Origin of the sequence: Pyxidicoccus xibeiensis (assembly GCF_024198175.1) — a bacterium.
GTDB classification, from domain to species: Bacteria; Myxococcota; Myxococcia; order Myxococcales; family Myxococcaceae; genus Myxococcus; species Myxococcus xibeiensis.
Window position 1 is genome coordinate 467,964 of record NZ_JAJVKV010000001.1, and the last position, 22,990, is coordinate 490,953.

Here is a 22,990-nt window from a genome sequence, read left to right on the forward strand (position 1 = left end):
CTCTGGGAAGTGTCGAGGAGGGGCCCAGCAAGGGGCCGCCATCCAGTGGATGAGCGTTCGTAACCCCCGGATTTCCCTACGTCAACAGGGGAAACAAGGGGGTGAGGGCCTGGATGTCCGGAGGCTTCGGAAAGGGGTCCATTCAGGGCGTTCCAGCGCCCCATTCTGAACGCTCGGAGGTACCCTTTTCAGCCCGCATCCGGTACGAAAAAAGAGGCCCTCCGGGGGGCCTCGGAAGGCACCCTGGAGGGCCTGTCTGGAAGGCACCAGAAGGGGCCTAGGCGGTGCGCGTGGAACCCTGGGGACGCAGGGGGGCGGCCAGCCGCTCGGCCTCGGTGCCGATGGGGCCTTCCGGGTCCTTCTCCCTGGCCTTCTCGAAGGCCGCCAGCGCGCCGTCGCGGTCGCCCTTGAGCTTCAGGGCCACGCCCACGTTGAGGTGCGCGGAGGCGAAATCCCGGTCCATGGCCAGGGCCTCGCGGAAGAGTGTCAGCGCCTGGTCCACGTCACCCGACAGCAGCGCCTCCTTGCCGGCCTGGACGCGCTTCTCCGCGTCGTTGACCAGCTCCACCTGGAAGACGCTGCCGCCCACCACGTTGGCGATGAGCACCCGGAGGATTCCGCCCCAGTAGAACGTGAGTCCCTCCGCGGCCACCACGGCGGCCAGCGGCAGGTCCGGCAGCAGCTGCTTGCCGCGGAACTTGAAGCGCACCCGCGTGTAGCGGCCCTTGTTGGCCCAGTGCACCACCTCGCCCTGGAGCTTGCGCAGCCCCTCTTCCAGCTGCTTCGGGTCGATTTCGAAGGGCAGCACGCGGCCCGCGGGCTCGCCGGCCGGGAGCGCCTTCTGGGGCTCAGCGGCGGCGCCGGACTCGGATTCCAGGACAGGCTCGGCTTCCAGGACAGGAGGACGCGGCCCGGTGTCAGAGGAGGACGGGGCGGCGACGGGCGTGGCGACCACCTGGCGCGGCGGGCGGGCCTTCGCCGGAGCGGCGGGCTTCGCCGCCTTCGCGGGCGCGGCGCGGGCGGCGGGCTTCTTCGCCTTCGCTGGGGACTTGCGGGAGGAGCTCTTGGCCATATCCCCACCTTAAACGAGCCACGACGCAGACGCTTGCATGCCACCGCCGGCCCGGCCGCCCGGAGCGCTTCTTCACACCGGCGTCATGGAACTTCACCCGGGGACTTCATCCGGGGGACTTCACACCGGGAGCGTCCCTCCCGGGGGCGACCTCGGACAAGATGCGGCCCTCCTCCCCCCGAAAGGACCCTCCGCCGCATGACGCGCGCCCGGCCCGTACTCCTCTCCGCCCTGCTCACCGCCGTGCCTCTCTGGGCGCCCCTCGCCAGCGCCGCGGGTGGCGCCGACATCGTCTCCCCGGACGCCTGGCCGCGCATCCGGAAGGAGCGCATCCAGAAGCTGCTGCCCCAGGCCATGGCCCGCGCCAACGTGGACGCCTGGGTGCTCATCTGCCGTGAGAACGACAACGACCCGCTGGCCGTCCACGTCGGCTGTGAGAACGCGGGAGGGACCGCCGCCTTCCTCTTCCTCAAGCAGGGCGAGTCGGTGCGCGCCCTCGCCCTGTCTCCCGCGGGCGAGGCCACGGCGCTCAAGGACGTGGGCCCGCTGGACGAGGTGGTGCCGCTGGAGCGCGGCGCGGACCTCTATGCGCAGGTGGCCTCGCGGCTGGCGGCGGCGAAGCCCGCGCGCATCGCGGTGAACTCGTCCGAGCGGGTGACGGTGGCCGACGGCCTTTCCGCCACGCAGCGCGCCGCGCTGGAGAAGGCGCTGACGCCCGCGCTGCGCAGGAAGCTGGTGTCCTCCGAGGACGTCGTCTCCGAGTGGCTCTCCGTGAAGCTGCCCGAGGAGGTGGACATCCTCCGCAAGGCCGCCGCGCTGACGTCGCAGCTGGAGGTGGAGGCGTACCGCGCGGTGGTGCCGGGCAAGACGCGCGACGTGGACGTGGCGCGCTTCCTCAAGCGGCGCATGGCGGAGCTGGGCGTGGGCGACGCCTGGGCGCCGGACCAGAACCCCAACGTGCAGAGCGGCCCCACTCGGGGCCACTCGCACGCCACCGAGCGCGTGATTCAACCCGGAGACTTCATCCAGACGGACTTCGGCATCCGCGTGGGCGGCATGTGGGTGACGGACATCCAGCGCTTCGCCTACGTGCTGGCCCCGGGCCAGACGCAGCCGCCGAAGGAGGCGCTGGAGAAGTGGGAGAAGGGCAAGAAGGGCAGCCGGATTGCGCTGGCGGCCCTGAAGCCGGGCGCGCGCGGCTGGGACGTGGACAAGGCGCAGCGCGACTGGATGCGCGAGGCGGGCTCCGAGCCCGTCATGTGGGGCACCGGCCACCCCGTGGGCTACTGGGCGCACGACGTGGGCCCGGCGCTGTCCGGCGCCCAGAAGGGCGAGCCCGCCAAGGGCCAGTCCGCACGACTGGTCCGCCCCGGGCAGGTGTTCGCCTTCGACGGCTTCTTCGCCTGGCAGGACGGCGGGCCTGACTTGCTCCGCCTCGTCTCGGTGGAGGAGATGGCGGTGGTGACGGAGACGGGTGCGGAATACCTCATCCCACCGCAGGAGGACCTGGTGCTCATCCCCTCGCCCGCTCCCACGGGCACGGGGCAGTCGCGACCCGCTGCGCCGAGGTAAGCGCAGCCCACCCATCGGCGGCAAGAGGGGGGCTCGGCTAGGATGGCCGGGCTTCCCTGGAGAGCCCCGCGATGAAGACCGTGCTGGTGATTGACGATGACCTCTTCGTGCTCGCGGTGGTGAGGGACATCCTCCAGAAGGCGGGCTACGCGGTGGTGACGGTGCAGACGCCGGCCGATGCGTTCAACATGAACGTGTCCGACGTCTCCGCCATCCTCTGCGACTACAACATGCCGGGCATGACGGGCGCCGACGTGCTGACGGCGATGCGCGAGCTGCAGCACTGTCAGGTGCCCTTCGTCTTCCTCACCGGGCACGAGCAGCTGGACGACATCCTCCCCGTCGCCATCCGCTACGGCGCGGAGCTGCTGCCCAAGCCCATCCAAGCCGAGGAGCTGGTGCACGTGCTCGCGAAGCAGCTCTCCTCGACGGCGGCCTGAGCGGCGTGCCGCTCAAGGTCCTCACGTTCAACATCGCGCATGGCGCGCCGTACCTCGTGCCCATGCCCTTCCTGCGCCCACGGGCGGCCCTGCGGCGGACCCTGGATGGCATCGCCGCGCTGCTCGCCCAGGAGGCGGCGGACGTGGTGGCGCTGCAGGAGGTGGACCGGAAGTGTTTCTTCAGCGGCGGCGTGGACCAGGTGGCCCACATCGCGGCCGCGGCGGGCTATGCACACGTGCTGCACGGTGAGCACCTGCGAGTGCCTGGACTCTTCGCACAGGGCACGGCGCTGCTGTCGCGCGTTCCGCTGCACGAGCCCGAGGTCGTCTTCTTCCAGGCAGACCGCGCGGTGGACAAGGGCTTCGTCGCCGCCGCCATCCATTGGAAGGGGCATGTCGTCGACGTGGTGTCCGTCCACCTGGACCCGTTCTCCCAGCCGCGCCGGCTGCGGCAGGTGCAGCGGCTGGCCGAGGCCCTGGAGCGGCGGCACCGGCAGGGCCGGCTCCTGGTGGTGATGGGCGACTTCAACTCCAGTGAGGGCAATCCCGGCAAGACGGTGGAGCGGCTGTGCGCGTCGGTCCGGCTCCACCTTCATGAGCCCGGGGGCGGTGAGCCGACGTACACCACCACATGGCCCCGTCAGCGGCTGGACTGGATTCTGGTGTCCCCGGAGCTTCGCTACGTGCGCCATGCACGGGTGCCCACCGTGCTCTCGGACCACTTCCCCGTCATGGCGGAGCTGGACCTGGTGGGCGCTTCCCAGGGGTGAGTGTTCGGCCTTTGCGACTCAGTCGGACTCGGAGATGGACTTGGGGCGGCGTGCCACCAGTTGGCGCAGCACCTCGTGGAAGCCTGGTGGACGGAGCCGGTCCTCTTCCAGGTGCCGCGTCCTCTCGGGAGTCGTGAAGAGGTAGCAGTACTCCCCCTTGGGGAGCCGGCCCGTGCGGCAGGCCTCCGCCAACACCCGGGCACGGGCTCGCAGGTAGACGAGCGCCGTGCGCACCACGCCCTCGTCCGAGGCGTCTGCGCGCGTCCAGGGCTCGGGGTCCACGTCGTCCAGCACCGCCAGGCGCTCCAGCCAGTGGAGCCACTGTTGCGCCGCATCCGCGTGCCCGTCTTCCCGCAGGCGCTGGTACCAATAGACTGGCAGGTACCTCGGGCTGCAGCCTCGGCCGAGGCCCGTGGTGTAGCTCGTGCGGACGGGCTGCTCTTCCTTCCAGAAGGGCGTCGCCACCGCGCCCACCAGCAGGTCCACGCCGAGCGGCGGCGGTACCGTCCTGGCGAGCAGCTCCTGCATGCGAGCCCGGAAGTGTGCCGGGGCAGGCACGAACGTGCGGGCCTCGCGGGGTGGCAGCGGAACGAGGTGGGCCTGGCTCCGCTCCGCTTCCAGCCTCGCGAAGTAGGCGTCTCGCGTCTCTCCCGTCGCTATCGGCGGAAGGGGCGCCAGCGCCAGCGTCCCCGGGGCGTGCCTCCAGAACTGCTTGCCGCTCGGCGGCATCAAGGCCGGGAGCGGCAGGGCCAACTCCAGGGACGGCAGCAGTCGCGCTTCGAGCAGGCCGGGGTCCTGGGAGACGAAGTACACCGTGTCGTCGTCGATGGCCCACCGGTCCTCGAGCACCGCGAGCGTGAGGGCCTGGGAAGGAGGCTCCAGCCGCATCGCGAGGGTCCGGTGCTTCTCGCGGTAGATGACCACCAGCGTGCCGCCGTACCAGCGCATGAAGCGCACGTCGCAGCCGAAGTACGGGTTGTAGGTCGGGACCTCCACCCTGCCGCGATGCTGCCCGCCCCAGGCGAAGTGGAGGTCGATGCTCACCGGCACGTAGCCGCCCTGGGGCTCGCCGGTGAGCTGCTCGACCCAGGCCACGCGCCCGGCCGCCGCATCCACCGCGCCGCCGAGCACCTCGCGGCTCGTGCCCGCGGGCAGCCGCCTCATCGTCCCGAGGTGGATGGCGTCCGCGCGGGCGCCCTCGACCTCCTCGTAGGGTGTTTCGCCGCCGAGCGCCCGGCCGATGACCGCGAGCAGCTCTTCGTGCGCTCTCGTACCGTCCGTCATCTCCGGCCTCGCCCTCGCGTCAACGTGCTTCGTGCGGTCGAGGGAGGATACCCGTTCGCCCGGGGCGGCTCACCGGGGAGCATCCGCTTCGCGCGTCGCGGTCGGCGCTCAGCCGGAAGGAACCGTCATTCCACGTGCATCGCGCGCGTCACCGCCGGGCCGGCTCCTGGCTGGAATGAACCTTCATTCCACGCGCATCGCACGCGCCTCGCCGGGCCGGCTCCTGGCCGGAATGAACGTTCCGCCTCCGGGCCCTGCCCTGCGAGACGCACCCGTGCCCGGGCTCAGCCCAGCAGCGCGATGAGCTGGCGGCACTGTGCCAGCAGCTCGCCTCCCTCCGTCCACAGCTGCTGGGAGTCCTCCGAGTAGCCGTTGGCGGCCAGGCGCGAGCGCCCCGTGCGCAGGTAGTACGCATCCGCGCTCAGGCCCGGACGTGACAGCGGCTGGAAGAAGTCCACCGTGAAGTCCACGCTCGCCGCCGCCTGGAAGCCGTCCACGCGCGACAGCACCGCTGGCGGGTACGCATCCATCAGCCCCACGCACAGCGGCGCGTCCAGCACCAGCGGGTCCTTCGGGCGAATCCAGCCTCCCGTCTCCGCCACCGACGACCCGGAGTATGGCGCCGAGCCGATGCAGAAGCGGTACTCGAAGAAGCTGCAGAAGGTCGGCATGGGCACGTCGTCCGGAACCACGGGCACCTCGTGCGGAGGCGGCACCTTCGGACGCGGCATGTCGAAGTACTCCAGCGTTCCTCCGCGCGAGGCGCCGAAGGTGGCACTGGCCACGCACACCACGCCCGCGGCGTTCTCCACCCGCACCGTGGCGTGGGTGACATGCTTCCCGGCGCGCTCGATGCGCGTCAGCACCTCCGCCTCACCTTCCACCGCCGGCGAGCAGAAGTGCGCGGTGAGGGAGCGCACCGGCCGCCGCGCGTCTCCCAGGTAGTGCTCCAGCGCTCGCAGGGCCGCCCCCGCCACCACGCCTCCGAACGCGCCCCTCCCCTGATACCAGGGCGTCGTGAAGCGGACGCGATAGCGACCGGGGGAGAGGAGCTCGGGCGTGGTGGCGGCAAGGAAGGCGGCGGTCATGTCGCGCCGCACCGTATCAAGCCGGTGCCCCGTGGGCTCCCTCGCTTCACGCGCACCGGGCGTGCGTCGTGCGCGTTGGCTGCACGGTGGCGGAAGCATTGCTTCAGGAGCTGTGCGCTGCCATCAGCTCCGCCAGCAAGAGGGCTGCCCTGGTGGAGAGCACCCGGTTGCGGTCCATGCCGTGACGGTGAGCGCCACCTTCAGCGAGCCGCCGCGGGCTCCGTGGGCAACCCGACCGCGGAGAGCGCCACCTCATACAAGTCTCCGTGCCCGTTGCCCGGCGAGCGCAGCCGCGCCTCGAACTCGGCCGTCGTGTACGGCTTCGCGGGGGGCTCCATCTGGAAGGGAGGCCGTGACGCGTACACCAGCACGCCCCGGGCCGGCACCACCACCGGGGTCAGCACGTCTCCCCCGTTGACGGCGGGCCCCAGGTTGCGGGGCGGGCTCCAGCCACCGTCCTGGCGGAACGACACCCACAGGTCGAACTGGCCCAGGCTGCCGGGCCGCGCATCCGAGGTGAACAGCAGGTAGCGCTCGTCCGCGGAGACGTACTGATTGCCCGCACCGTGCTCCGGGTCGTTGATGAGCGCCGGCAGCTTCTCCCCCGGCCCATACCGCCCATCCTTCCAGGGGTAGCGGTGGAGGTTACGCTTGCCCCGGGGCTCCACCTGGATGCGCGTGACGTAGAGCGTGCCGTCGGCGGTGACGGACGTGTTCAGCTCCGTTTCCTCCGTGTTCACCTCCGGCACGAGGCGCGCCGCGCTCCACCCGGCGCCCTCGCGCTCCACCATCCAGATGTCGAAGTCCTTGCGCACCGGCTCGCCTTCCTTGCGCGGCCGGTTGGAGGCGAAGAAGAGGCGCCGCCCGTCCGGAGACAGCGACGGGTCGATGTCCCGCCAGCGCCCCGCGAAGGGCGCCACCTCCGGCTTCGTCCACCGCCCGCCCCGGAAGTGGCTCACCATGATGAGCTGGAAGGTGAAGCGCGTGGGGTCCGCGCGGTTGAAGTACACGGTGTTGCCATCCGGCGTGAAGGCCGCGCCGAACTCCTCGTGGCCGCTGGACACGACGTCGGGAGCGAAGACACGCGGCGTCTGGGGCGCGGCCGGCGCGGCGGACAGCGAGACGAGCAACGCGAGCGATGCGACGGTGGACATGACTCTCCCGTCCCGCGCCCTCCAGTGGAGGCAGCGGGGAGTGTGTAGAGGCTTCAGGGGTTCAGGACTTCAGGCCCGGCGCAGCACCAGCCCCGGCGTGGACGCGAGGGCCAGGCCCGTCATCACTCCGATGACGCCGGACATGCCATAGAGGAGGCACGTCAGCGCGCCGCACAGCGAGGCCAGCGCCCCGGCCGCGAACACGAAGCGCATGCGCTCCTCCTTCAGCTTCACCGCCGCGCGGGTGATGAGGACGCCGGCCAGCATGCCGCCTCCCACGCAGGCCCAGAGGCAGAAGGCCCGACAGCCCGAGGCGCACACGTGCCCGGTGGCAATCACCACCGGCGGCACCAGCAGTGGCATCACCCCGCCCAGCACACCCGGCACCACCGCTCGCCCCAGCACGCCGCCCCACCAGCCATAGCCCACCAGCAGTGCGGTGAAGAGCGTGCCCACCACCAGCGTCCCCACGCTCACGCGCGAGCTCAGCATCACCGCGCACAGCATCAGCACCACGCCGTAGCCACCCAGCGGCAGCGCGCGCACCAGCCGGCCCTTCTCGTAGGCCCACCTGGCACGGCGGGCGAGCTCACTCGACTCCATGTCTCGTCCTCCAGGCGGCTCGCAGCCGCGTCATGGCCCGCTCCAACCGCTTGCGGAAGGTGGCCGGCGGCACCGCCGGACGCTCCACTTCCCCCATGGCCGCGGCCAGCGTGGCCGCGTCCTCCGGCCTCAACTCCTCCAGCACGTCCCGCAGCGCCGCCGCGAGCTGCGCGCACGCCAGCCGCGCCTCCGGGCCTTCTTCCCTCACGTCCGGCACGCTCTCGTCGGGAGGCGCCTCCTCGCGCCGCCGCTGCCGCGCCTTGCGCGACGTGCGGCACTCGTACGCCGCCAGGGACAGCACCCAGGGCAGCGCGTCCCGCGAGGCATCGAAGTCCGACGCCCGGGTGAACACCTTGAGCAGCGCCGACTGCGCGGCATCCTCCGCGTCCTCCCCGTCCGGCAGGAGCCGCGAGCAGAAGCGCAGCACCAGCGGGTGCAGCACGCCGAACGCCGGAGCAAACGCGCTCCGGTCGCCGTCGGCGAGCCGCGCCATCCACTGCTGGAGTTCCTGCCGTGCCGCGGAGTCCACGTCCGTGCCTGCCTCTTCAGCCTGCCCCGCCAGCGTCGCCGCCCTGCCCCGCCACCGCAACCCACCCCCACCGCGCGCCGGCCTCCCCCTCATTAGGCGCTCGCGGGGAAAGCGTGACAGTCACCTCAGGCGCACAGGCTCCAGTCCACGGCCTCGCGGCCCCGGGCCGTCAGCGCCGCGTTGATGCCGCTGAACGGCCGGCTGCCGAAGAAGCCGTTGCTGGCCGACAGCGGCGAGGGGTGTGTGCCCTCGATGACCACATGCCGCTTCGCATCGATGAGCTTCTTCTTCTTCTGTGCGTAGCGCCCCCACAGCAGGAACACCACCGGCTCCTGCTTCGCGCTCACCGCGCGGATGACCGCGTCCGTGAAGTCCTCCCAGCCGTGCCCCGCATGGCTGTTGGGCTCCGCCTGCCGCACCGTCAGCACGGCGTTGAGCAGCAGCACGCCCTGCTTCGCCCACGGAATCAGCGAGCCGTCCTTCGGGCGCGGCACCTTCACGTCGCTCTCCAGCTCCTTGAAGATGTTCACCAGCGAGGGCGGCGGCGTCACCCCGGGCTTCACCGAGAAGGCCAGCCCATGCGCCTGGCCGGGCCCGTGGTACGGGTCCTGCCCCAGCAGCAGCACCTTCACGTCCGCATACGGCGTCAGCCGGAACGCCGAGAAGAGGTCCTCCTCCGAGGGGAAGACGGTCGCCGACTTCCGCTCCTTCTCGATGAAGCCCTCCAGCTCCAGGAACGACGGCGACGCAATCGCAGCGCGCAGCTCCTTCTTCCAGTCCTCGGGCAGCCTGTCCGCCAACATGGTTCCCTCCCTCGCGTCCTATCCACCGGCGGGGGCATTGAAGCACCTACCCGCCGCGTAGGCCCACTGCTTTCCGCCGGGACTCCCCACCGGGGCAACGGGCCGGTTCGATAGGGGAAGTATCGCCTCCCCCTCTGACATGGCGGGGCGGTTTCGAGGGACCTTTTCCGGCCTCCCTGGCGGGTTGCATCGCACACGGCTTCAGGGGGAGCGAGCGGGCAGGCGGGGTGGGTTCTTGGGGTGGGGCGCCGGGCGCGCTAGCCTTGGCCCCGCCATGACGATGTACACCGAGTCACTCCGCGCCTTCCTCAAGCCCGTCCTGCCCTACCTGGACGACGAGGCGGTGTCGGAGATCATGATCAACGGCCCCACGGACATCTGGATAGAGAAGAAGGGCCGGCTCACGAAGGTGGATGCCTCCTTCACCGAGGAAGGCCTCATCGGCGCCGCGCGGAACATGGCCCAGTTCGTCGGTCGCGTCCTCAGCGAGGAACGCCCCCGCCTGGACGCGCGCCTCCCGGATGGCAGCCGCATCCACGTGGTGATTCCGCCCATCGCGCGCAAGGGCACCACCATCTCCATCCGCAAGTTCTTCAAGGAGAAGCTGACCGTCCAGTCGCTGATGAAGTTCGGCTCGCTCACGCCGCAGATGGCGCGGCTCATCGAGGCGGGCATCGCCACCAAGCTCAACATGCTGGTGGCCGGCGGCACCGGCTCGGGCAAGACGACGCTGCTCAACATCGTCTCCTCGCTCATCCCCGACGAGGAGCGCATCCTCACCATCGAGGACTCGGCCGAGCTCCAGCTCAACCAGTCGCACATCGTGCCTTTTGAAAGCCGGCCGCCGGACAAGTTCGGCAAGGGCGGCGTGGACATGGGAGACCTGCTGCACTCCGCGCTGCGTCTGCGCCCGGACCGCATCGTCGTGGGCGAGGTGCGCGGCGGCGAGGCCTTCCACCTCATGCAGGCGATGAACACCGGCCACGGCGGCTCTCTGGCCACCACGCACGCCAACACGCCCACGGACACGCTGCGCCGCATCGAGTCGCTGTGCCTCATGTCCGGCATCGAGCTACCGATGGTGGCCATCCGCGCCCAGGTGGCCAGCGCCATCAACTTCATCATTGTCTGCGAGCGCCTCCACGACGGCAGCCGCAAGACGATTGCCCTCTCGGAGGTGCTGCCCCTCACCGAGAAGGGCGACTACCGCACCCAGGACATCTTCGTCTTCACGCCCGTCACCAAGGACGAGGACGACCACATCATCGGCTACCACGCGCCCACGGGCATCATCCCCAACTTCGTGGCCAAGGCGCGTGCGTACGGCTTCGGTGACCTGGACGAGAGCTTCTTCGACCCCGCCACCTATGGCGTGCCGCCGCCTCCCGTCTTCCACGCCGGTGAGGCCTACACCGTGCGCTGGGCCCCGTCCCTGAAGCACCGCGAGGAGGGACGCCCGGACCCCGCGCACTTCAAGCAGGAGTGGTCCGCGTTCGAGCAGAAGCTCAAGCAGGACGCCCGCGACGCCAAGGCCGGCAAGGCCGCCGCGCCCGCCCCGGTGCAGGTGCAGGTGCCCGCCAACCACCCTGCCCCGCCTCCCGCCGCGCGCCCGCGTCCGCCCGAGCCGGCCGCCGCCGCGAAGTCCGCCGCGCCCACGCCTCCCGCGGGCACCCGGCCCGTCGCGCCACCGAGGCCCCCGGCGGCCGCGAGCGATGACGACCTGACGCCTCCGCCCACGCGCAACCCGCTCTCCAGCGCTCCGGCGGAGCCTCCGTCCGAGTCCAATGTGGAGGTGGACGCGGAGCTGCTGACGGAGGCTGGTGGCTCGCGCCCGCCGCCCGCGCGCAGGCCTCCGCCGTCGATTCCCGCGCGGCCTCCTCCTCCCAATCTCGCCACCGGCGCCCGGCCGGCCATGGCCCCGCGCCGGCCTCCGCCCCGTGCGCCGACGGAGGGAGCGGAAGAGGACGAGGACGGTGGCTCGGCGGAGCCGCAAGGCGGAGGCTCCGAGAAGACGCAGATCCGCCCCGCCCCCGAGCGACCCCGGCGCTGAGCCTGGACCTGGACCTGGACCTGGCCGGCTGCTGGCGGGCGGCTCCGTGGAATGAAGGTTCCTTCCGGGCTTCGGGTGCGCCGACCACGGCCTCGCTACCGTGGCCCGGGCTCCCGTGGCGCGCATCACCGTGGAACGAACGTTCCTTCCGGGCACCGGCCGCGGCGGGTGGGTGCGCATGCCGGCATCCTGCTCGTTGGGGAGTGCAGCTCCTCCCGCCCGCGTCGGAGCCCTGACACGTGACTCGCGCTCCAGGCGGTGGGGCGGTGTCCCACCGCGCGCTCCGTGCACCATATCCCTGCACTTGAGGCATGGCCCCGGGCTCCACGGTGATTCCCAACCTTGCGAGGAGCGCGTGTCAGGGGGAAAGTGACCGCGTGTGGATCTCCCTCCTCGCCGCGCTCACCCTGGTCGCCCAGGCACCCGTCGCAACTTCCCAGGCGCCCATCACCGTGCTGGTCGCCCCGCCTGACGCCTCGGGCGCCCCGTCCCACGTCGTCGAGTTCGCCCAGGAGCACGTGGCCGACCAGCTCCGCTCCCGGGGCCTGGATGTCATCCGCATCGAGGACGTCACCCGGAAAATGCCCTCCTCCAGGCGCCGCGCCCTGCTGCGCTGCAACCGCACGGAGGCCGCCTGCATCCGGTCGCTCGGCAAGGCGGGCAAGGCAGAGGTCGTCCTCGTGGCCGAGCTGGGCCAGTTCCTCAGCGGCTACCGCGCTGGAGCCCGCGTCTACCTGGGGGTGGATGGCTCCCTCATCACCGAGCACCTCACCCCCGGCGTGCGCGAGGACCAGCTCCTCGACTCGCTCACCCAGGCGCTCGAGGTGGTGGTGCCCCGCACCCGGACGGCCCTGCGCGGCCCGCCCCCCGCGCCTCCCGTGGTCGAGCCCCCGCCGCCCGCCATCACCGCGCCCGAGACGCCCGCCACGGAGGTCGTCAGCCCCAAGCCCGCGACCGCGTACCCGCTGCGCCGCTGGGCCTGGCTGCCCGCCGTCGGAGGTGTGGCGCTCGCCGGCGTGGGCACCGCCTTCTACCTGCAGGCGGGCGACAAGTTCGACACGCTGGACAAGGGCGGCACCTCCTCCGAGCCCATCCGCGACGCGGGCGAGCTGGCGGACTCCGGCCGCCGCGCGCAGACGCTGAGCCGGGTGGCCTTCGGGCTGGGGGCGGCGGCGCTCGCCACGGGCGCGGTGATGTTCCTGCTGCCCGGTGATGCGCCAGAGCAGGTGCAGCCCTCCGCCGCCGTGGTCCCCGGCGGGGGCATGGTCGGACTGTCCGGGACGTGGCCGTGACTTCGAGGAGACCTATGCGGAAGACCTGGACGCTCGGCGCCACCGGCGCGGCGCTCGCGGCGGTGCTCGCCGCGGGTGGTTGCTACGACTTCGACGACGCACGGCAGCGCTGCATCGAGGATGGGCGGTGCACTCCCGACGGCACCGCCTCCGACGCCGGTGACGCGGGTGACGCCGGTGACGCGGGCTGCACGCCCACCAACACCGTGGACTTTCCGGACGACGCCTTCGCCGACACCGACTGCGACGGCATCGACGGCCAAGCCGACGCGGGCTTCTTCGTCGACCCGGTGAGTGGCGACGACGAGGATGCCCTGGCGGGCACGCGCGAGCTGCCGCTGCGCTCGCTGGGCCGCGCGCTGCAGGTCCTGCGTGAAGCCGACGGCGGCGGTCCCAGGCAGCTGTACCTGGCGGGCGGCTTCTACGACGAAGCCGGGCTGGTGCTGGACGTGCCCGTGTCGCTGCACGGCGGCTATACCGGACGCACCGGTGGCTGGCGGCGCGAGGGAAACAACCCCGCCCGGTTGGACGGCGGCACCGTGGCCCTGACGGTGCGCAACCTGCCGAACGCGGACCTGCGGGTGGAGTACATGAACATCCACTCCGCGAACGCGGTGCAGCCCAGCGAGCCCTCCATCGCCGTGCGAGTGCTGGGCTCGTCGGACGTCGTGCTGCGCCAGGTCATCCTCGCGGCGGGACGCGGCGGCGATGGCGCTCCAGGCACCCAGGGCAGCCCGGGCGCAGAGGGCGTGGATGGCGGCATCGGCAGTGACGGGGGTGTCGGCAATACCCTGCCAGGCGCTGGTGGCGCCGCGGGCCAGCGCGTCTGCGCGGGAGGCATCTCCGTCAGCGGGGGCCAGGGCCGGGAGGGAGGGCAGGCGCCGAATGCGTCCGGCTTCAATGGAGGCCTGGGCGAGCCTCCAGACGCGGGAGGCGGCGACGGAGGCCTCGGCGCGCCCCCGAAACAGCCCCGGTGCGAGTTCGAGAGCTGCCTCTGCGAGCCGGATGCCGGAACCCACGGCGGTGATGGCCGCTCGGGCGGCGGTGGCGCGCCGGGCCCGTCGGGCTCGGGACAGGGGCTCATCCAGGGTGACGTGTGGGTGGCCAACCAGCGCGGTGGGAACGGCGGTCAGGGCCAGCCGGGTGCTGGCGGCGGCGGCGGTGGCTCTGGCGGCACCTGCCAATGGGTTTCCAGCACCAACACGGCCGGGGGAGGAGGCAGCGGCGGTGGTGGCTCGGGAGGCTGTGGCGGTGAAGGCGGCCAGGGTGGCGGCGCGGGCGGGGCCTCCATCTCGCTGCTGCTCGTCAACTCGCAGGTCACGGTGGAGGGCGCCTCCCAGCTGCGCACGCGCGGCGGCGGCAATGGCGGCCCGGGTGGCGAGGGGGGCGCAGGCGCGCCGGGTGGACGAGGTGGGGCCGGCGGCCTGGGCGGCTTCTACCAGGACCAGGCTGGAGGCCGTAGCAACACCCTGCGCGGTGGCCCCGGAGGGAACGGCGGCACCGGCGGCACCGGCGGCACCGGCGGCGTGGGAGGTGGCGGCGGAGGCGGTCCTTCGGTGGGCGTGTGGTGCGCCGCGGGTGCCACCGTCGCGCTGCCTGGCGATGGCGGCGTGGGCTACTCGGTCCTTGGCGGGGGCGAGGGTGGCGGGGGTCCCGGTCCGCGCGGCGCGACGGGAGACAGGAGCCTGCTGCTCGGCTGCCCGGCCTCCCCATGAGGTAGCCGTTCGCTGTCCGACGTGGGGGGGCCCCGTCGGAGGAGCAGGAGTGCGGCGCCTGACCGCTCGCCTGGTACTTCAGATCGGGGCACATCGCCTCACCCGTATCCTCCTGCTACGCTGGGCCCCCTGGTTGAGATGGCTTCCGAGTTGACCTGCGATACCTGCGGCCTTTCCGTTCCGCCCGACACCGCCGTGTGCCCACGCGACGGGACGGTGGTGCTCACGTCGTTCCATGTGCCGCCGGGCGCGGCGACAGAGGAGCCCAAGGTCGTGGTGCAAGCCTCGGAAGCGCCACCCGCGGACGCCAGCCTGAAGGACCCGCTCGTCGGCCTGCGGCTGGGTGAGTACGAGCTGCGCTCGCGCATCGGCGTGGGTGGCATGGGGCTGGTGTACGAGGGCATCCAGCCGCTCATCGGCAAGCGCGTGGCGGTGAAGGTGCTGCGCCCGGAGCTGGCCCACTCCACCGAGCAGGTGGAGCGGCTGCTCGCGGAGGCCCGCGCCGTCAATGCCATCCGTCACCGCGGCATCATCGACATCTTCGGCTTCGGCCAGGTGCCGGACGGCCGGCAGTACATCGTCATGGAGTACCTGGAGGGCCAGGCGCTCGACGCGGTGCTGACGGAGAAGAACCGGCTGCCGGTGCAGGACGCGCTGTCGCTGCTCGACGAGGTGCTCGCCGCGCTGGCCGCCGCGCACGGGGCCGGCGTGGTGCACCGCGACCTCAAGCCGAGCAACATCTTCCTGGTGAAGCAGCCGGACGGCTCGCGCTACGTGAAGGTGCTGGACTTCGGCCTGGCCAAGCGCGGCCAGGGCCCCACCGGCCGCACCGCGCAGACGCGCACGGACATGGTGGTGGGCACGCCGGAGTACATGGCGCCCGAGCAGGCCCGCGGCCAGGAGGTCGGGCCGATGACCGACCTCTACGCGCTGGGCGTCGTCACCTTCGAGATGGTGACGGGCCGGCTGCCCTTCGTCGGCAGCTCGCCGGTGGACCTGCTGATGAAGCACGTGGAGGCGCGCCCGCCGCGCCCCTCGGAGTTCGTGTCCGAGCTGCCCCCCGCGCTGGACGCCTTCATCCTGCAGATGCTCACCAAGGACCCGGAGACGCGCCCCAACTCGGCGGACGCGCTGCGGCAGCAGTTGCACAAGCTGCGGCGCACGCTCCGGGCCTCCACACGCTCCAACCCGAGCGCGCCCGCGCCCGTGGAGCGGCCGCGCAGGTCGGACGACGTCGACTCGCGCCGCCCCACCACGCCCGTTCCGGTGCCGCCGGAGCTCAGCTCGGAGCTGACGTCGCAGGAGCTGCGCGCCGCCGGAGTGACTCCGCCCGGACGCAAGCGCGTGCCCATGGCCGCGGCCATCGGCGCCGCCGTGCTCCTGCTGGGAGGCGGCACGGCCATCGTCGTCCGCTCCATGATGGCGCCCCAGGCGCCGACCTCCATCCCCCTGGCGGGGACGGGCACCGCGACGCCCCCCGCCCCCGCGCCCGAGACGGCTCCGAGCGGCACGCCGGCGCCTGCTCCGGCCACGGCCGCCGCTCCCGCCATAGCGGACACGGCGCCGGCGGCTGGTGGCGTGGCTGCCGCGGCTCCCATGGAGGCGCAGGCCCGGAAGGTCGCCGCCGAGGACGCTCCGGACGCAACACCGTCCAGGGTGCAGGCGGCCAGCACGGGCGCCGAGGCGCAGCGGCCGAAGGTCTCCCGTGGCTCGGAGGCGTCCTCGCAGAGCACGCTGCTGTCGCGCATCAAGCGCCTGGAGCGCGAGGTGAACACGCAGGCCGCCAGGGGGACCCTCAGCAGCCCCAACGCCGCGCTGAAGATGCTGGAGAAGTACCGGGGCGAGGCGCTGGCGGCGGAGGACGACCCGCAGACGCGCCGCGAGCTCGTGGTGAAGCTCAACGGCTTCGAGCGCGTCTTCCTGAAGCGCTGAAGCGCCGCCCTCGCGCCGGAGCGCTCACATGGAGCGGGTGCAGAACACCGGCTGGCCCATGGCGTTGCGCGCCCGGTCCTCGCTCACCAGCTTCCAGCCCGCCAGGTCCTCCAGGAGGATGTCGCGGTTCTGGCGGATGATGGTCGCGTTGCGGCACGTCTTCAGGTCGCCGTAGTAGCCGAACGGCGGCAGTGCCAGTTGCAGCTCCGCCAGCTCGGACAGCTGCAGCTCCGACAGCTCGCGCTTGAAGAGGACGAACGCCGCGTCCTCCACGCCGACGATGCCGCGCTCGAAGTAGAGGCTGGCCAGGTCGTACGCGATGAGCTGGTCCTTCTGCATGAACGAGTGCAGCCGGTGCGCGGCCACCGACTGGGCCACGTTCCCCGTGATGCCCAGCGTGCCGGCGATGCGCATGGAGAGGATGCGCTCACACCCGCCGTCCCCCGGGGGCTGCGCGCCCGTCATCACCCCGGCGAACAGGCGCCAGGCCCAGGCGGGCCCGTCCTCGCGCGGGGTCTGGAAGTACCGGGGGCACCCCAGGTGGCGGATGTAGAGCGCCACCATGTCCTTGGGCAGCCGCGAGAAGTCCGGGCGGTTGAAGGTGATGGGACGGGGGTTGCGCTGGTACTGCCCCGCCCGGAGGCTCATCCGCTCGCCTTCGATGCTGTGCTTGAGCTGCTTCTCGACGTCGAACTCGCTCTCCAACGGCGGCAGCTTGCTGGCCGTATAGAGGTAGCTCAACGGGATGATGACCCCGGCCAGGCCGAGCAGGAACAGGACTATCCAGAGCAGGCTCTTCACGCCCCCCAGGTTACCAGGGGAGGCACATGTCCTGCGCACGGGTTAAAAGGACGACCATGCCCGACTGGCACACGGCCATCGTCAAGACCACCGCCCCCGCCGCCGACGGCCTCACGGACCTCGTGCTGGACCTCCAGGGGACGCCCCTGGTGGGAGCCCACCAGCGCCCCGGACAGTACGTCCGCCTGCGCCTGCCCGGCCTGGAGCCGGGCCTGTTCGCCATCGCCTCGCCGCCCGAGCACCAGGGGACGGAGTGGGAGTTCCTCATCAAGGACGGCAGCGTCCTGCCGGACGCCCTCATCCGCCTGACGCCCGGCGCCCGGGTGCAGGTGACGCGGCCGGAGGGCAAGGGCTTCCCGCTGGAGCGCGGCCGGGCCCACGACGTGCTCCTGTTCGCCACCGGCTCGGGCATCTCCGCCATCCGCTCCGTCATCGCCAGCATCCGCCGCGAGCGCGAGGCCTATGGCCGCGTGACGCTCTACTTCGGGGCGCGCACGCCGGGTGCGTTCGCGTACTGGGATGAGCTGCACGAGTGGGAGGCCGGCGGCATCCGCGTGGTGCGCACCGTCAGCCAGCCCGGCGCCAGCGGCTGGCAGGGGCTCACCGGCTACGTGCAGGCCCACCTGGGCGAGGTGCCCGTGCAGAACGCGGTGGCCTTCCTCTGCGGCCAGTCGGAGATGGTCCAGGGCGTGATTGCCGCGCTCCAGGCCCGCGGCATGCCCCGGAGCGACCTGTCCCTGAACTTCTGAGCCCCGAACGGCTCACCGCCGCCGTTCGACGGTCGGCTCCGCGTAGCGCACGCCGAACAGCACCGCGGCCGGGTCGCTGTCCCCGCTGACCACCTGCGGCGTCCACGCGGCCACGCCCAGCCAGCGCCCGTCCGGGCTGAAGCGCACGCGGCGCACGGACCAGTCGAACTCGTGCTCACCCCGAGCGCCGTCCTCGCCCTCCGTGAAGAGGTACACGCGCTTGTCCCAGCCGCCGCTGGCCAGCGAGCGTCCGTCCGGAGAAATCGCCGCGGTGGCCACCACGCCCCGGTGGAGCGGCCACTTCGCCAGCACCTGGCCGGACTGCGCGTCCACCACCGCGCCCGCGTTGAAGGCGCCCTGGGGCTCGTCCACGCCCTTGCGCTCGCGCTCGTAGACCTCGCGGTTGCGCTCCGGCTTCTGCTCGGACAGGCCCACGCCCAGCCGCAGTCCCCGCGCATCCACGGTGACGTCGCTGACGAAGGCCGGGAAGGTGAAGTCCGACCTCGGCGCCAGCACCAGCGTCTCCGCCGCGCCCGGGCCCTCGGGCGCTCCACTCTTCAGCGTGAGCACCGCCTCCTGGGTGACTTCGTCGAAGGCCACGTCCACGCGCTCGGTGAAGGGCGCGCCCAGCACCCCCTGGCTGCCCTGGGGCACGCAGGAGTCACACACCGCCACGTCCACGCCGGACAGCTCCAGCGACTTGAAGCGCAGGGTCTGCCCCCGGGCCAGCCGCGCCGAGGTGGTGCCCAGCGGCCCCGGGACGTTGAGCGTCTCCTTGAGGAAGGGCACGTCGATGCCCGCCGCCGTGGCCGCCTCGCTGCTGAGGACGACCGCGGGCGCCCGCGCGTCCAGCGAAAGGGACACGGGCGCCTTGCCATTCACCGTGCCGCCCAGCACCGCGGAGCCGCCGCGCCGCTCGAAGCGCACCCGTGCCTGCCCCGGCCGCACCGCCTCCATGCCCGTGCGCCACGCGCGCACGTGCTTGTCCCAGCCGCCCGAGTACAGCGTCCCATCCGGCGCGAAGGCCAGCGCGCTCACCGGCCCGCCGTGGCCCCGCTCCTCCGAGGCGTACTCCAGCCCTGGCACCGACAGCACCGTCATCAGCCCCTTGAGGCTGCCCACCACCAGCCACTTCCCGCCCGGGTGGAAGGCCACCACGCCCAGCGGCTCCTCCGTGCGGCGCTCACCCTTGAGCGCCCCCGTGGCCGCGTCGAACAGGCGCACCGAGCCGTCCCTGCCCGCGGTGGCCACCAGCGCGCCGTCCGGCGAGAAGTCCACGCCCTCCACGTCGTACTCGTAGGGGTTGATGGTCGGGTCCGCCAGCAGCTTCGGCGGCGGCCCCAGGTCCCAGATGGACAGGAAGTACGACTTGTTGCCCAGCCGCGTGTACGCCAGGCGACTGCCCTGGGGCGCGAAGGCCAGGCCCCAGATGAAGTCGAGCCGGTTGAGGACGGCCTGCTGCTCGAGCCCCGCCGTCCTGCCCGCGAGGAACGCGCCCGGCGCCTGGGCCAGCCGCGCCTCCACGTCCGGCGTCACCAGGGGACTGCGGTGAGCACAGCCGCCGGCCAGCAGCCCGCCGGCCAGCAGCACCGCCCTCCACCGCGACGTCATGAACCCGAGCCTCCCGCGGCGGCCGCCTTCTCGCGCTCCTTGTCCACGTTGATTTCGGTGATGCCCTTGTTGTCGATGGACAGCAGGAACAGCGGCTTCACCGCCTCGCGCTTCTCGTTGAACGAGGTGCGGCCGGTGGCGCCGTCGAAGTCCTTCAGGCCCGCCAGCGCGTCACGCATCTGCGCGCGGGTGCGGGGCGCGCCTTCCTTCTTCTCGATGAGCTGCCGCAGCATGCGGCCGGAGTCGTAGCCGATGGCCTCCAGCAGGCCCGGGTCCCTGCCCGTCTCCGCCTTGTACTCCTCGCGGTACAGCTGCACGAAGCGGCGCGTGGCCGGCCGCTGCGAGTCCACGAAGAAGCCGTCCACGTACACCGAGCAGGTGACGAACTTGCCGCCGCGCTCGACGAGCTCCGGCAGCCCCGAGCGCCCCTTCGGGCTGCTCCACTGGTTGGCGCCGAAGAGCGTCACCGTCTTCAGCTCCTTCTTGCCCGTCGTCTTGCGGATGCGCTCCAAATCTCGCGGGTCGCACGCGTTGGTGACGATGTCCTCCACGGCGAGCGCCGGGGCCACCAGGCTGACGCGCCGCCAGTCGTCCGGCATGAAGATGGCGTCGAAGTCGATGATGGGCTCCACGCCGCTCTTCACCTTCTCCAGCGCCTTGCGGCGGCGGTACGCGTCCAGGTTCTCTCCCTGGAGCTCGCGCACGCCGCCCACGTAGTCGCCGCGGTCCTCCAGGTAGTAGCGGCCCACCAGCTTCTTGGCCTCGGTGGTGAAGGTCGTCTGGTCGTGCGAGTAGCGCTCCGCGCCGCGCACCAGGCCGCCACGCCCCACCACCTCGTCCCAGAAGGTGTCCGCCAGCTCCACGCCGTAGGGGATGTTCGGGTAGAGCAGCGCGAAGCGCTTGTAGCCCTTCACGTTCATCGCGTAGTCGGCGATGGCGCTCGCCTGCGCGGCGTTGGTGAGCATGTTGCGGAAGACGTACGGGCCCAGCTCGGTGACGCCCTCCTGGCGGCTCATCGTCAGCAGGGGAACCTGCAGCTCCTCCGCCACCAGCGCCGCGCGCTTGGTGTCATCCGCCAGCAGCGGCCCCAGCACGGCGATGGCGCCGTCGTCGAAGGCGAGCTGCTCCATGGCCTGGCCCGTCTTGTTGACGTCGGCCTGCGTGTCCTTCACCACCAGCTCCACGTCGCTGCCTTCCAGGCCCAGCTGGATGCCGCGCAGCACGGCCTCGCCGATGGGCTGGTAGCGGCCCGTCATGGGCAGCAGCACGCCCACCGTGCGCGGCTTCGCCTCGACGCGGCGGGTGGCCCGCGCCAGCAGCTCGCGCGCCTGGGGCGCGAAGGCATGGCCGGGCGCCTGGGCCAGGAAGCGGTTCAGCGTCTCCTCCAGCCGCGTCCAGTCCCGCAGGTGGTAGTAGACGCGCGCCAGCTTGAAGGTGAGCAGGGGCCACGCCGGGTTGGACGGGGACAGCCCCTCCGTCACGCGGGCGATGTCCACGAAGTCCGCGCGACCCTCCACCAGCGACTCCACGCGGGCCACCGCGGCGGCCTGCTCCTCGGCGCCCTGCGCCTGGCCGGCCTGCTCCACCGCCAGCGTCAGCGCCTGGCCGTACAGGCCCGCGCCCTCGGCGGCACGCGCGGCCTCGGCCTGGAGCTTCTCCTTCTCGGCGCCCTCGGCGCGGTCGGCCAGGCTGGACAGCGTCTGGTACGCGTCGCGGTACGCGCCCACCTCCATGGCGGAGACGGCCAGCTTGTGCTTGGCGTCATCCGCCTGCGGGTGGAGCGGGTTCTCGAAGAGCAGCTCGTTGAAGGACCTGCGCGCGTTGGCGTAGTCCTTCGACTCGAAGAAGAGGACGCCGGCCTGGTACAGCGCCTCCTGGCCCGCGGTGGTGGCGGGGTAGGCCTTGCGCACGGACATGAAGGCCTCGGCGGCCTTCTTCTTGTCCGGAGCGGCCGCGGCCGTCTCTTTCGCCTGGGCGAGCGCCGCGTCCGCGGCCGGGTCCTTCTTCGCCTCCACGGAAGGGCGCTTCGGGAAGGGGTCACCGGTGGGGACGTCTTCACCGGTGTCGCCACCTTCAGGAGGCGTGCGGGTGGTCCGGGGGCAGGCCGTCAGTGACAGGGCCAGCGCGACGACGAGCGAGCGGCGCAGCAGGGAAGGGACGTCCATGGCAGGGGCGTGCATAGCAGCGGGGTGCGCCTCCGTCGACAACGGAGCGGGGTGAAGCTTCCACCGGGAAACCCCTCCCCACTGCACCGCCCGTACCCGTGCCCGCCAGCCGTGCGGGCGTCAGGTGCAGCACGCTTTCGCGCCGCCATGCGGCACGGGGGCCACGGGGTGTGGCCCTCCGCCCGCGCGGACGTCGTCAGCCGAACAGCTCCTTCACCTTGGCGAAGAAGCTCTTGGACTGCGGGTGCGACTCCTCGCCGGCGGCCTCGGCGAACTTCTCCAGCAGCTCGCGCTGCTTCGAGGTCAGCTCCGTGGGCGTCTCCACCACCACGCGCACGTGCTGATCTCCACGCTGCTGGCTGTGCAGGTGCGGGATGCCCTTGCCCTTCAGGCGGAACACCTTGCCGGACTGGGTGCCGTTGGGGATGGTCATCTTCACCTTCCCGTCCAGCGTGGGGACGTCGATCTTCGCGCCCAGCGCCGCCTGGGTGAAGGAGATGGGCACCTCGCAGAAGACCTCGTACTCCTCGCGCTGGAAGAGCGGGTGCTCCTTGACGATGACGGTGACGTAGAGGTCGCCCGCGGGGCCGCCGCGGTCTCCCGGCTCGCCCATGCCGCCCAGCCGCACGCGCGTGCCGTTGTCCACGCCGCCGGGGATGGCCACCTCGATGACCTCTTCCGAGGGCACCTTGCCGCTGCCCTTGCAGCGCGTGCACGGGTCCGGCACCACCGCGCCGGTGCCGCCACAGTCCGAGCACGGCCGCGACACCGCGAAGAAGCCCTGCGTGTAGCGCACCTCGCCGGCGCCGCCGCACGTGCCGCACGGCCGGGGGCCCTGGTTCGTCTTGCTGCCGGTGCCGGTGCACGTCTCGCACTTCTTCGGCCGCGGAATCGTCACCTTGGGCCGGCAGCCGAAGGCCGCCTCCTCGAAGGTGATCTCCAGGTTGTAGCGCAGGTCCGCGCCACGCGAGCTCGTCCGCCGTCCACCCCGGGCGCCGCCGAAGATGTCGCCGAAGATCTCGCCGAAGATGTCGTTGATGTTGACGCCCTGGAACCCGCCGCCCGCGCCGCCGAAGCCCTCGAACGGGTTGCCCGCGTGCCCGAAGCGGTCGTACTTCGCACGCCGCTCCGGGTCGCTCAGCACTTCATAGGCCTCCGAGGCTTCCTTGAACTTCTCCTCGGCGGCCGGGTTCCCCTGGTTGCGGTCCGGGTGGTACTGGAGCGCCACCTTCCGGAATGCGCTCTTCAGCTCCTGAGCGGAGACGGTCTTCTGGACGCCCAGGACCTCGTAGTAGTCGCGCTTCTGACCCGCCGCACCTGCCATCGATTACAACCCCTGGAAATTGCTGGATTTTTGTCG

Annotated in this window: 19 protein-coding genes; 8 read left to right on the forward strand and 11 right to left on the reverse strand. The window is 71.9% G+C overall.

Annotated features, from left to right (window positions below; translation table 11 throughout):
• Positions 1–277: 277 nt before the first annotated feature.
• Positions 278–1,072, reverse strand: coding sequence for a tetratricopeptide repeat protein (locus LXT23_RS01850; RefSeq protein WP_253978311.1), 795 nt, complete (start codon positions 1,070–1,072; stop codon positions 278–280).
• Positions 1,073–1,270: 198 nt separating this feature from the next.
• Here LXT23_RS01850 and LXT23_RS01855 point away from each other — a divergent pair, with 198 nt between their 5' ends.
• From LXT23_RS01855 to LXT23_RS01865, 3 genes are all read left to right on the forward strand, one after another.
• Entirely contained in the window at positions 1,271–2,644 is a 1,374-nt protein-coding gene (locus LXT23_RS01855) for a M24 family metallopeptidase (RefSeq protein ID WP_253978312.1), read from the forward strand.
• A 71-nt stretch (positions 2,645–2,715) separates the two neighbouring features.
• Positions 2,716–3,084 (forward strand): response regulator, encoded by a 369-nt coding sequence (locus LXT23_RS01860; protein WP_253978313.1) that lies wholly within the window; start codon positions 2,716–2,718, stop codon positions 3,082–3,084.
• 5 nt (positions 3,085–3,089) lie between these two features.
• Positions 3,090–3,854, forward strand: coding sequence for an endonuclease/exonuclease/phosphatase family protein (locus tag LXT23_RS01865; RefSeq protein ID WP_253978314.1), 765 nt, complete (start codon positions 3,090–3,092; stop codon positions 3,852–3,854).
• A gap of 18 nt (positions 3,855–3,872) precedes the next feature.
• Here LXT23_RS01865 and LXT23_RS01870 read toward each other — a convergent pair whose 3' ends face one another.
• From LXT23_RS01870 to LXT23_RS01895, 6 genes are all read right to left on the reverse strand, one after another.
• Positions 3,873–5,138, reverse strand: coding sequence for a hypothetical protein (locus tag LXT23_RS01870; RefSeq protein ID WP_253978315.1), 1,266 nt, complete (start codon positions 5,136–5,138; stop codon positions 3,873–3,875).
• A gap of 284 nt (positions 5,139–5,422) precedes the next feature.
• Positions 5,423–6,226, reverse strand: coding sequence for an acyl-CoA thioesterase (locus LXT23_RS01875; protein ID WP_253978316.1), 804 nt, complete (start codon positions 6,224–6,226; stop codon positions 5,423–5,425).
• A gap of 200 nt (positions 6,227–6,426) precedes the next feature.
• Positions 6,427–7,380 carry a TolB family protein gene (locus LXT23_RS01880; protein WP_253978317.1) on the reverse strand — a complete coding sequence of 318 codons (954 nt, stop codon included), beginning with the start codon at positions 7,378–7,380 and terminating at the stop codon, positions 6,427–6,429.
• A gap of 69 nt (positions 7,381–7,449) precedes the next feature.
• Entirely contained in the window at positions 7,450–7,983 is a 534-nt protein-coding gene (locus LXT23_RS01885) for a hypothetical protein (RefSeq protein WP_253978318.1), read from the reverse strand.
• Entirely contained in the window at positions 7,970–8,512 is a 543-nt protein-coding gene (locus LXT23_RS01890) for an RNA polymerase sigma factor (RefSeq protein WP_253978319.1), read from the reverse strand. The genes LXT23_RS01885 and LXT23_RS01890 overlap by 14 nt, the downstream gene beginning before the upstream one ends.
• A 125-nt stretch (positions 8,513–8,637) precedes the next feature.
• Positions 8,638–9,315, reverse strand: a complete 678-nt coding sequence (locus LXT23_RS01895; protein ID WP_253978320.1) for a uracil-DNA glycosylase — start codon at positions 9,313–9,315, stop codon at positions 8,638–8,640.
• 274 nt (positions 9,316–9,589) lie between these two features.
• On the opposite strand from LXT23_RS01895, the gene LXT23_RS01900 reads away from it, so the two are divergent.
• The 4 genes from LXT23_RS01900 (at position 9,590) to LXT23_RS01915 (ending at position 16,304) form a co-directional block, all read left to right on the forward strand.
• Complete coding sequence (locus LXT23_RS01900; protein ID WP_253978321.1) at positions 9,590–11,365, forward strand: CpaF family protein; 1,776 nt, start codon at positions 9,590–9,592, stop codon at positions 11,363–11,365.
• Positions 11,366–11,742: 377 nt separating this feature from the next.
• The gene (locus LXT23_RS01905; protein ID WP_253978322.1) at positions 11,743–12,657 is read left to right on the forward strand and encodes a hypothetical protein; all 915 of its coding nucleotides are present in this window, start codon (positions 11,743–11,745) and stop codon (positions 12,655–12,657) included.
• Between the two features lie 14 nt (positions 12,658–12,671).
• The gene (locus tag LXT23_RS01910; RefSeq protein ID WP_253978323.1) at positions 12,672–14,372 is read left to right on the forward strand and encodes a hypothetical protein; all 1,701 of its coding nucleotides are present in this window, start codon (positions 12,672–12,674) and stop codon (positions 14,370–14,372) included.
• Positions 14,373–14,510: 138 nt separating this feature from the next.
• Positions 14,511–16,304 (forward strand): serine/threonine-protein kinase, encoded by a 1,794-nt coding sequence (locus tag LXT23_RS01915; protein WP_253978324.1) that lies wholly within the window; start codon positions 14,511–14,513, stop codon positions 16,302–16,304.
• Positions 16,305–16,328: 24 nt separating this feature from the next.
• On the opposite strand, the gene LXT23_RS01920 is transcribed toward LXT23_RS01915, so the two are convergent.
• Entirely contained in the window at positions 16,329–17,105 is a 777-nt protein-coding gene (locus LXT23_RS01920; protein WP_253978325.1) for a transglycosylase domain-containing protein, read from the reverse strand.
• A 56-nt stretch (positions 17,106–17,161) separates the two neighbouring features.
• Between LXT23_RS01920 and LXT23_RS01925 the strand changes: the two genes are divergently transcribed.
• The gene (locus LXT23_RS01925) at positions 17,162–17,854 is read left to right on the forward strand and encodes a ferredoxin reductase domain-containing protein (protein WP_253978326.1); all 693 of its coding nucleotides are present in this window, start codon (positions 17,162–17,164) and stop codon (positions 17,852–17,854) included.
• Between the two features lie 12 nt (positions 17,855–17,866).
• Here the strand turns inward: LXT23_RS01925 and LXT23_RS01930 are convergent, their stop codons facing one another.
• The 3 genes from LXT23_RS01930 to dnaJ form a co-directional block, all read right to left on the reverse strand.
• The gene (locus tag LXT23_RS01930; RefSeq protein ID WP_253978327.1) at positions 17,867–19,465 is read right to left on the reverse strand and encodes an aspartyl protease family protein; all 1,599 of its coding nucleotides are present in this window, start codon (positions 19,463–19,465) and stop codon (positions 17,867–17,869) included.
• Positions 19,462–21,630 (reverse strand): ABC transporter substrate-binding protein, encoded by a 2,169-nt coding sequence (locus LXT23_RS01935; RefSeq protein WP_253978328.1) that lies wholly within the window; start codon positions 21,628–21,630, stop codon positions 19,462–19,464. Before LXT23_RS01935 ends, LXT23_RS01930 begins: the two co-directional genes overlap by 4 nt.
• Before the next feature lie 196 nt (positions 21,631–21,826).
• Positions 21,827–22,954 (reverse strand): molecular chaperone DnaJ, encoded by a 1,128-nt coding sequence (dnaJ, locus tag LXT23_RS01940; protein ID WP_253978329.1) that lies wholly within the window; start codon positions 22,952–22,954, stop codon positions 21,827–21,829.
• Between the last annotated feature and the right edge of the window lie 36 nt (positions 22,955–22,990).

Coding starts and splice junctions, on each gene's coding strand:
- LXT23_RS01935 (WP_253978328.1), bottom strand. CDS start 21,630: ATGGACGTCCCTTCCCTGCTGCGCCGCTCGCTCGTCGTCGCGCTGGCC.
- LXT23_RS01850 (WP_253978311.1), bottom strand. CDS start 1,072: ATGGCCAAGAGCTCCTCCCGCAAGTCCCCAGCGAAGGCGAAGAAGCCC.
- LXT23_RS01925 (WP_253978326.1), top strand. CDS start 17,162: ATGCCCGACTGGCACACGGCCATCGTCAAGACCACCGCCCCCGCCGCC.
- LXT23_RS01895 (WP_253978320.1), bottom strand. CDS start 9,315: ATGTTGGCGGACAGGCTGCCCGAGGACTGGAAGAAGGAGCTGCGCGCT.
- LXT23_RS01870 (WP_253978315.1), bottom strand. CDS start 5,138: ATGACGGACGGTACGAGAGCGCACGAAGAGCTGCTCGCGGTCATCGGC.
- LXT23_RS01875 (WP_253978316.1), bottom strand. CDS start 6,226: ATGACCGCCGCCTTCCTTGCCGCCACCACGCCCGAGCTCCTCTCCCCC.
- LXT23_RS01855 (WP_253978312.1), top strand. CDS start 1,271: ATGACGCGCGCCCGGCCCGTACTCCTCTCCGCCCTGCTCACCGCCGTG.
- dnaJ (WP_253978329.1), bottom strand. CDS start 22,954: ATGGCAGGTGCGGCGGGTCAGAAGCGCGACTACTACGAGGTCCTGGGC.
- LXT23_RS01860 (WP_253978313.1), top strand. CDS start 2,716: ATGAAGACCGTGCTGGTGATTGACGATGACCTCTTCGTGCTCGCGGTG.
- LXT23_RS01885 (WP_253978318.1), bottom strand. CDS start 7,983: ATGGAGTCGAGTGAGCTCGCCCGCCGTGCCAGGTGGGCCTACGAGAAG.
- LXT23_RS01880 (WP_253978317.1), bottom strand. CDS start 7,380: ATGTCCACCGTCGCATCGCTCGCGTTGCTCGTCTCGCTGTCCGCCGCG.
- LXT23_RS01915 (WP_253978324.1), top strand. CDS start 14,511: ATGGCTTCCGAGTTGACCTGCGATACCTGCGGCCTTTCCGTTCCGCCC.
- LXT23_RS01910 (WP_253978323.1), top strand. CDS start 12,672: ATGCGGAAGACCTGGACGCTCGGCGCCACCGGCGCGGCGCTCGCGGCG.
- LXT23_RS01900 (WP_253978321.1), top strand. CDS start 9,590: ATGACGATGTACACCGAGTCACTCCGCGCCTTCCTCAAGCCCGTCCTG.
- LXT23_RS01930 (WP_253978327.1), bottom strand. CDS start 19,465: ATGACGTCGCGGTGGAGGGCGGTGCTGCTGGCCGGCGGGCTGCTGGCC.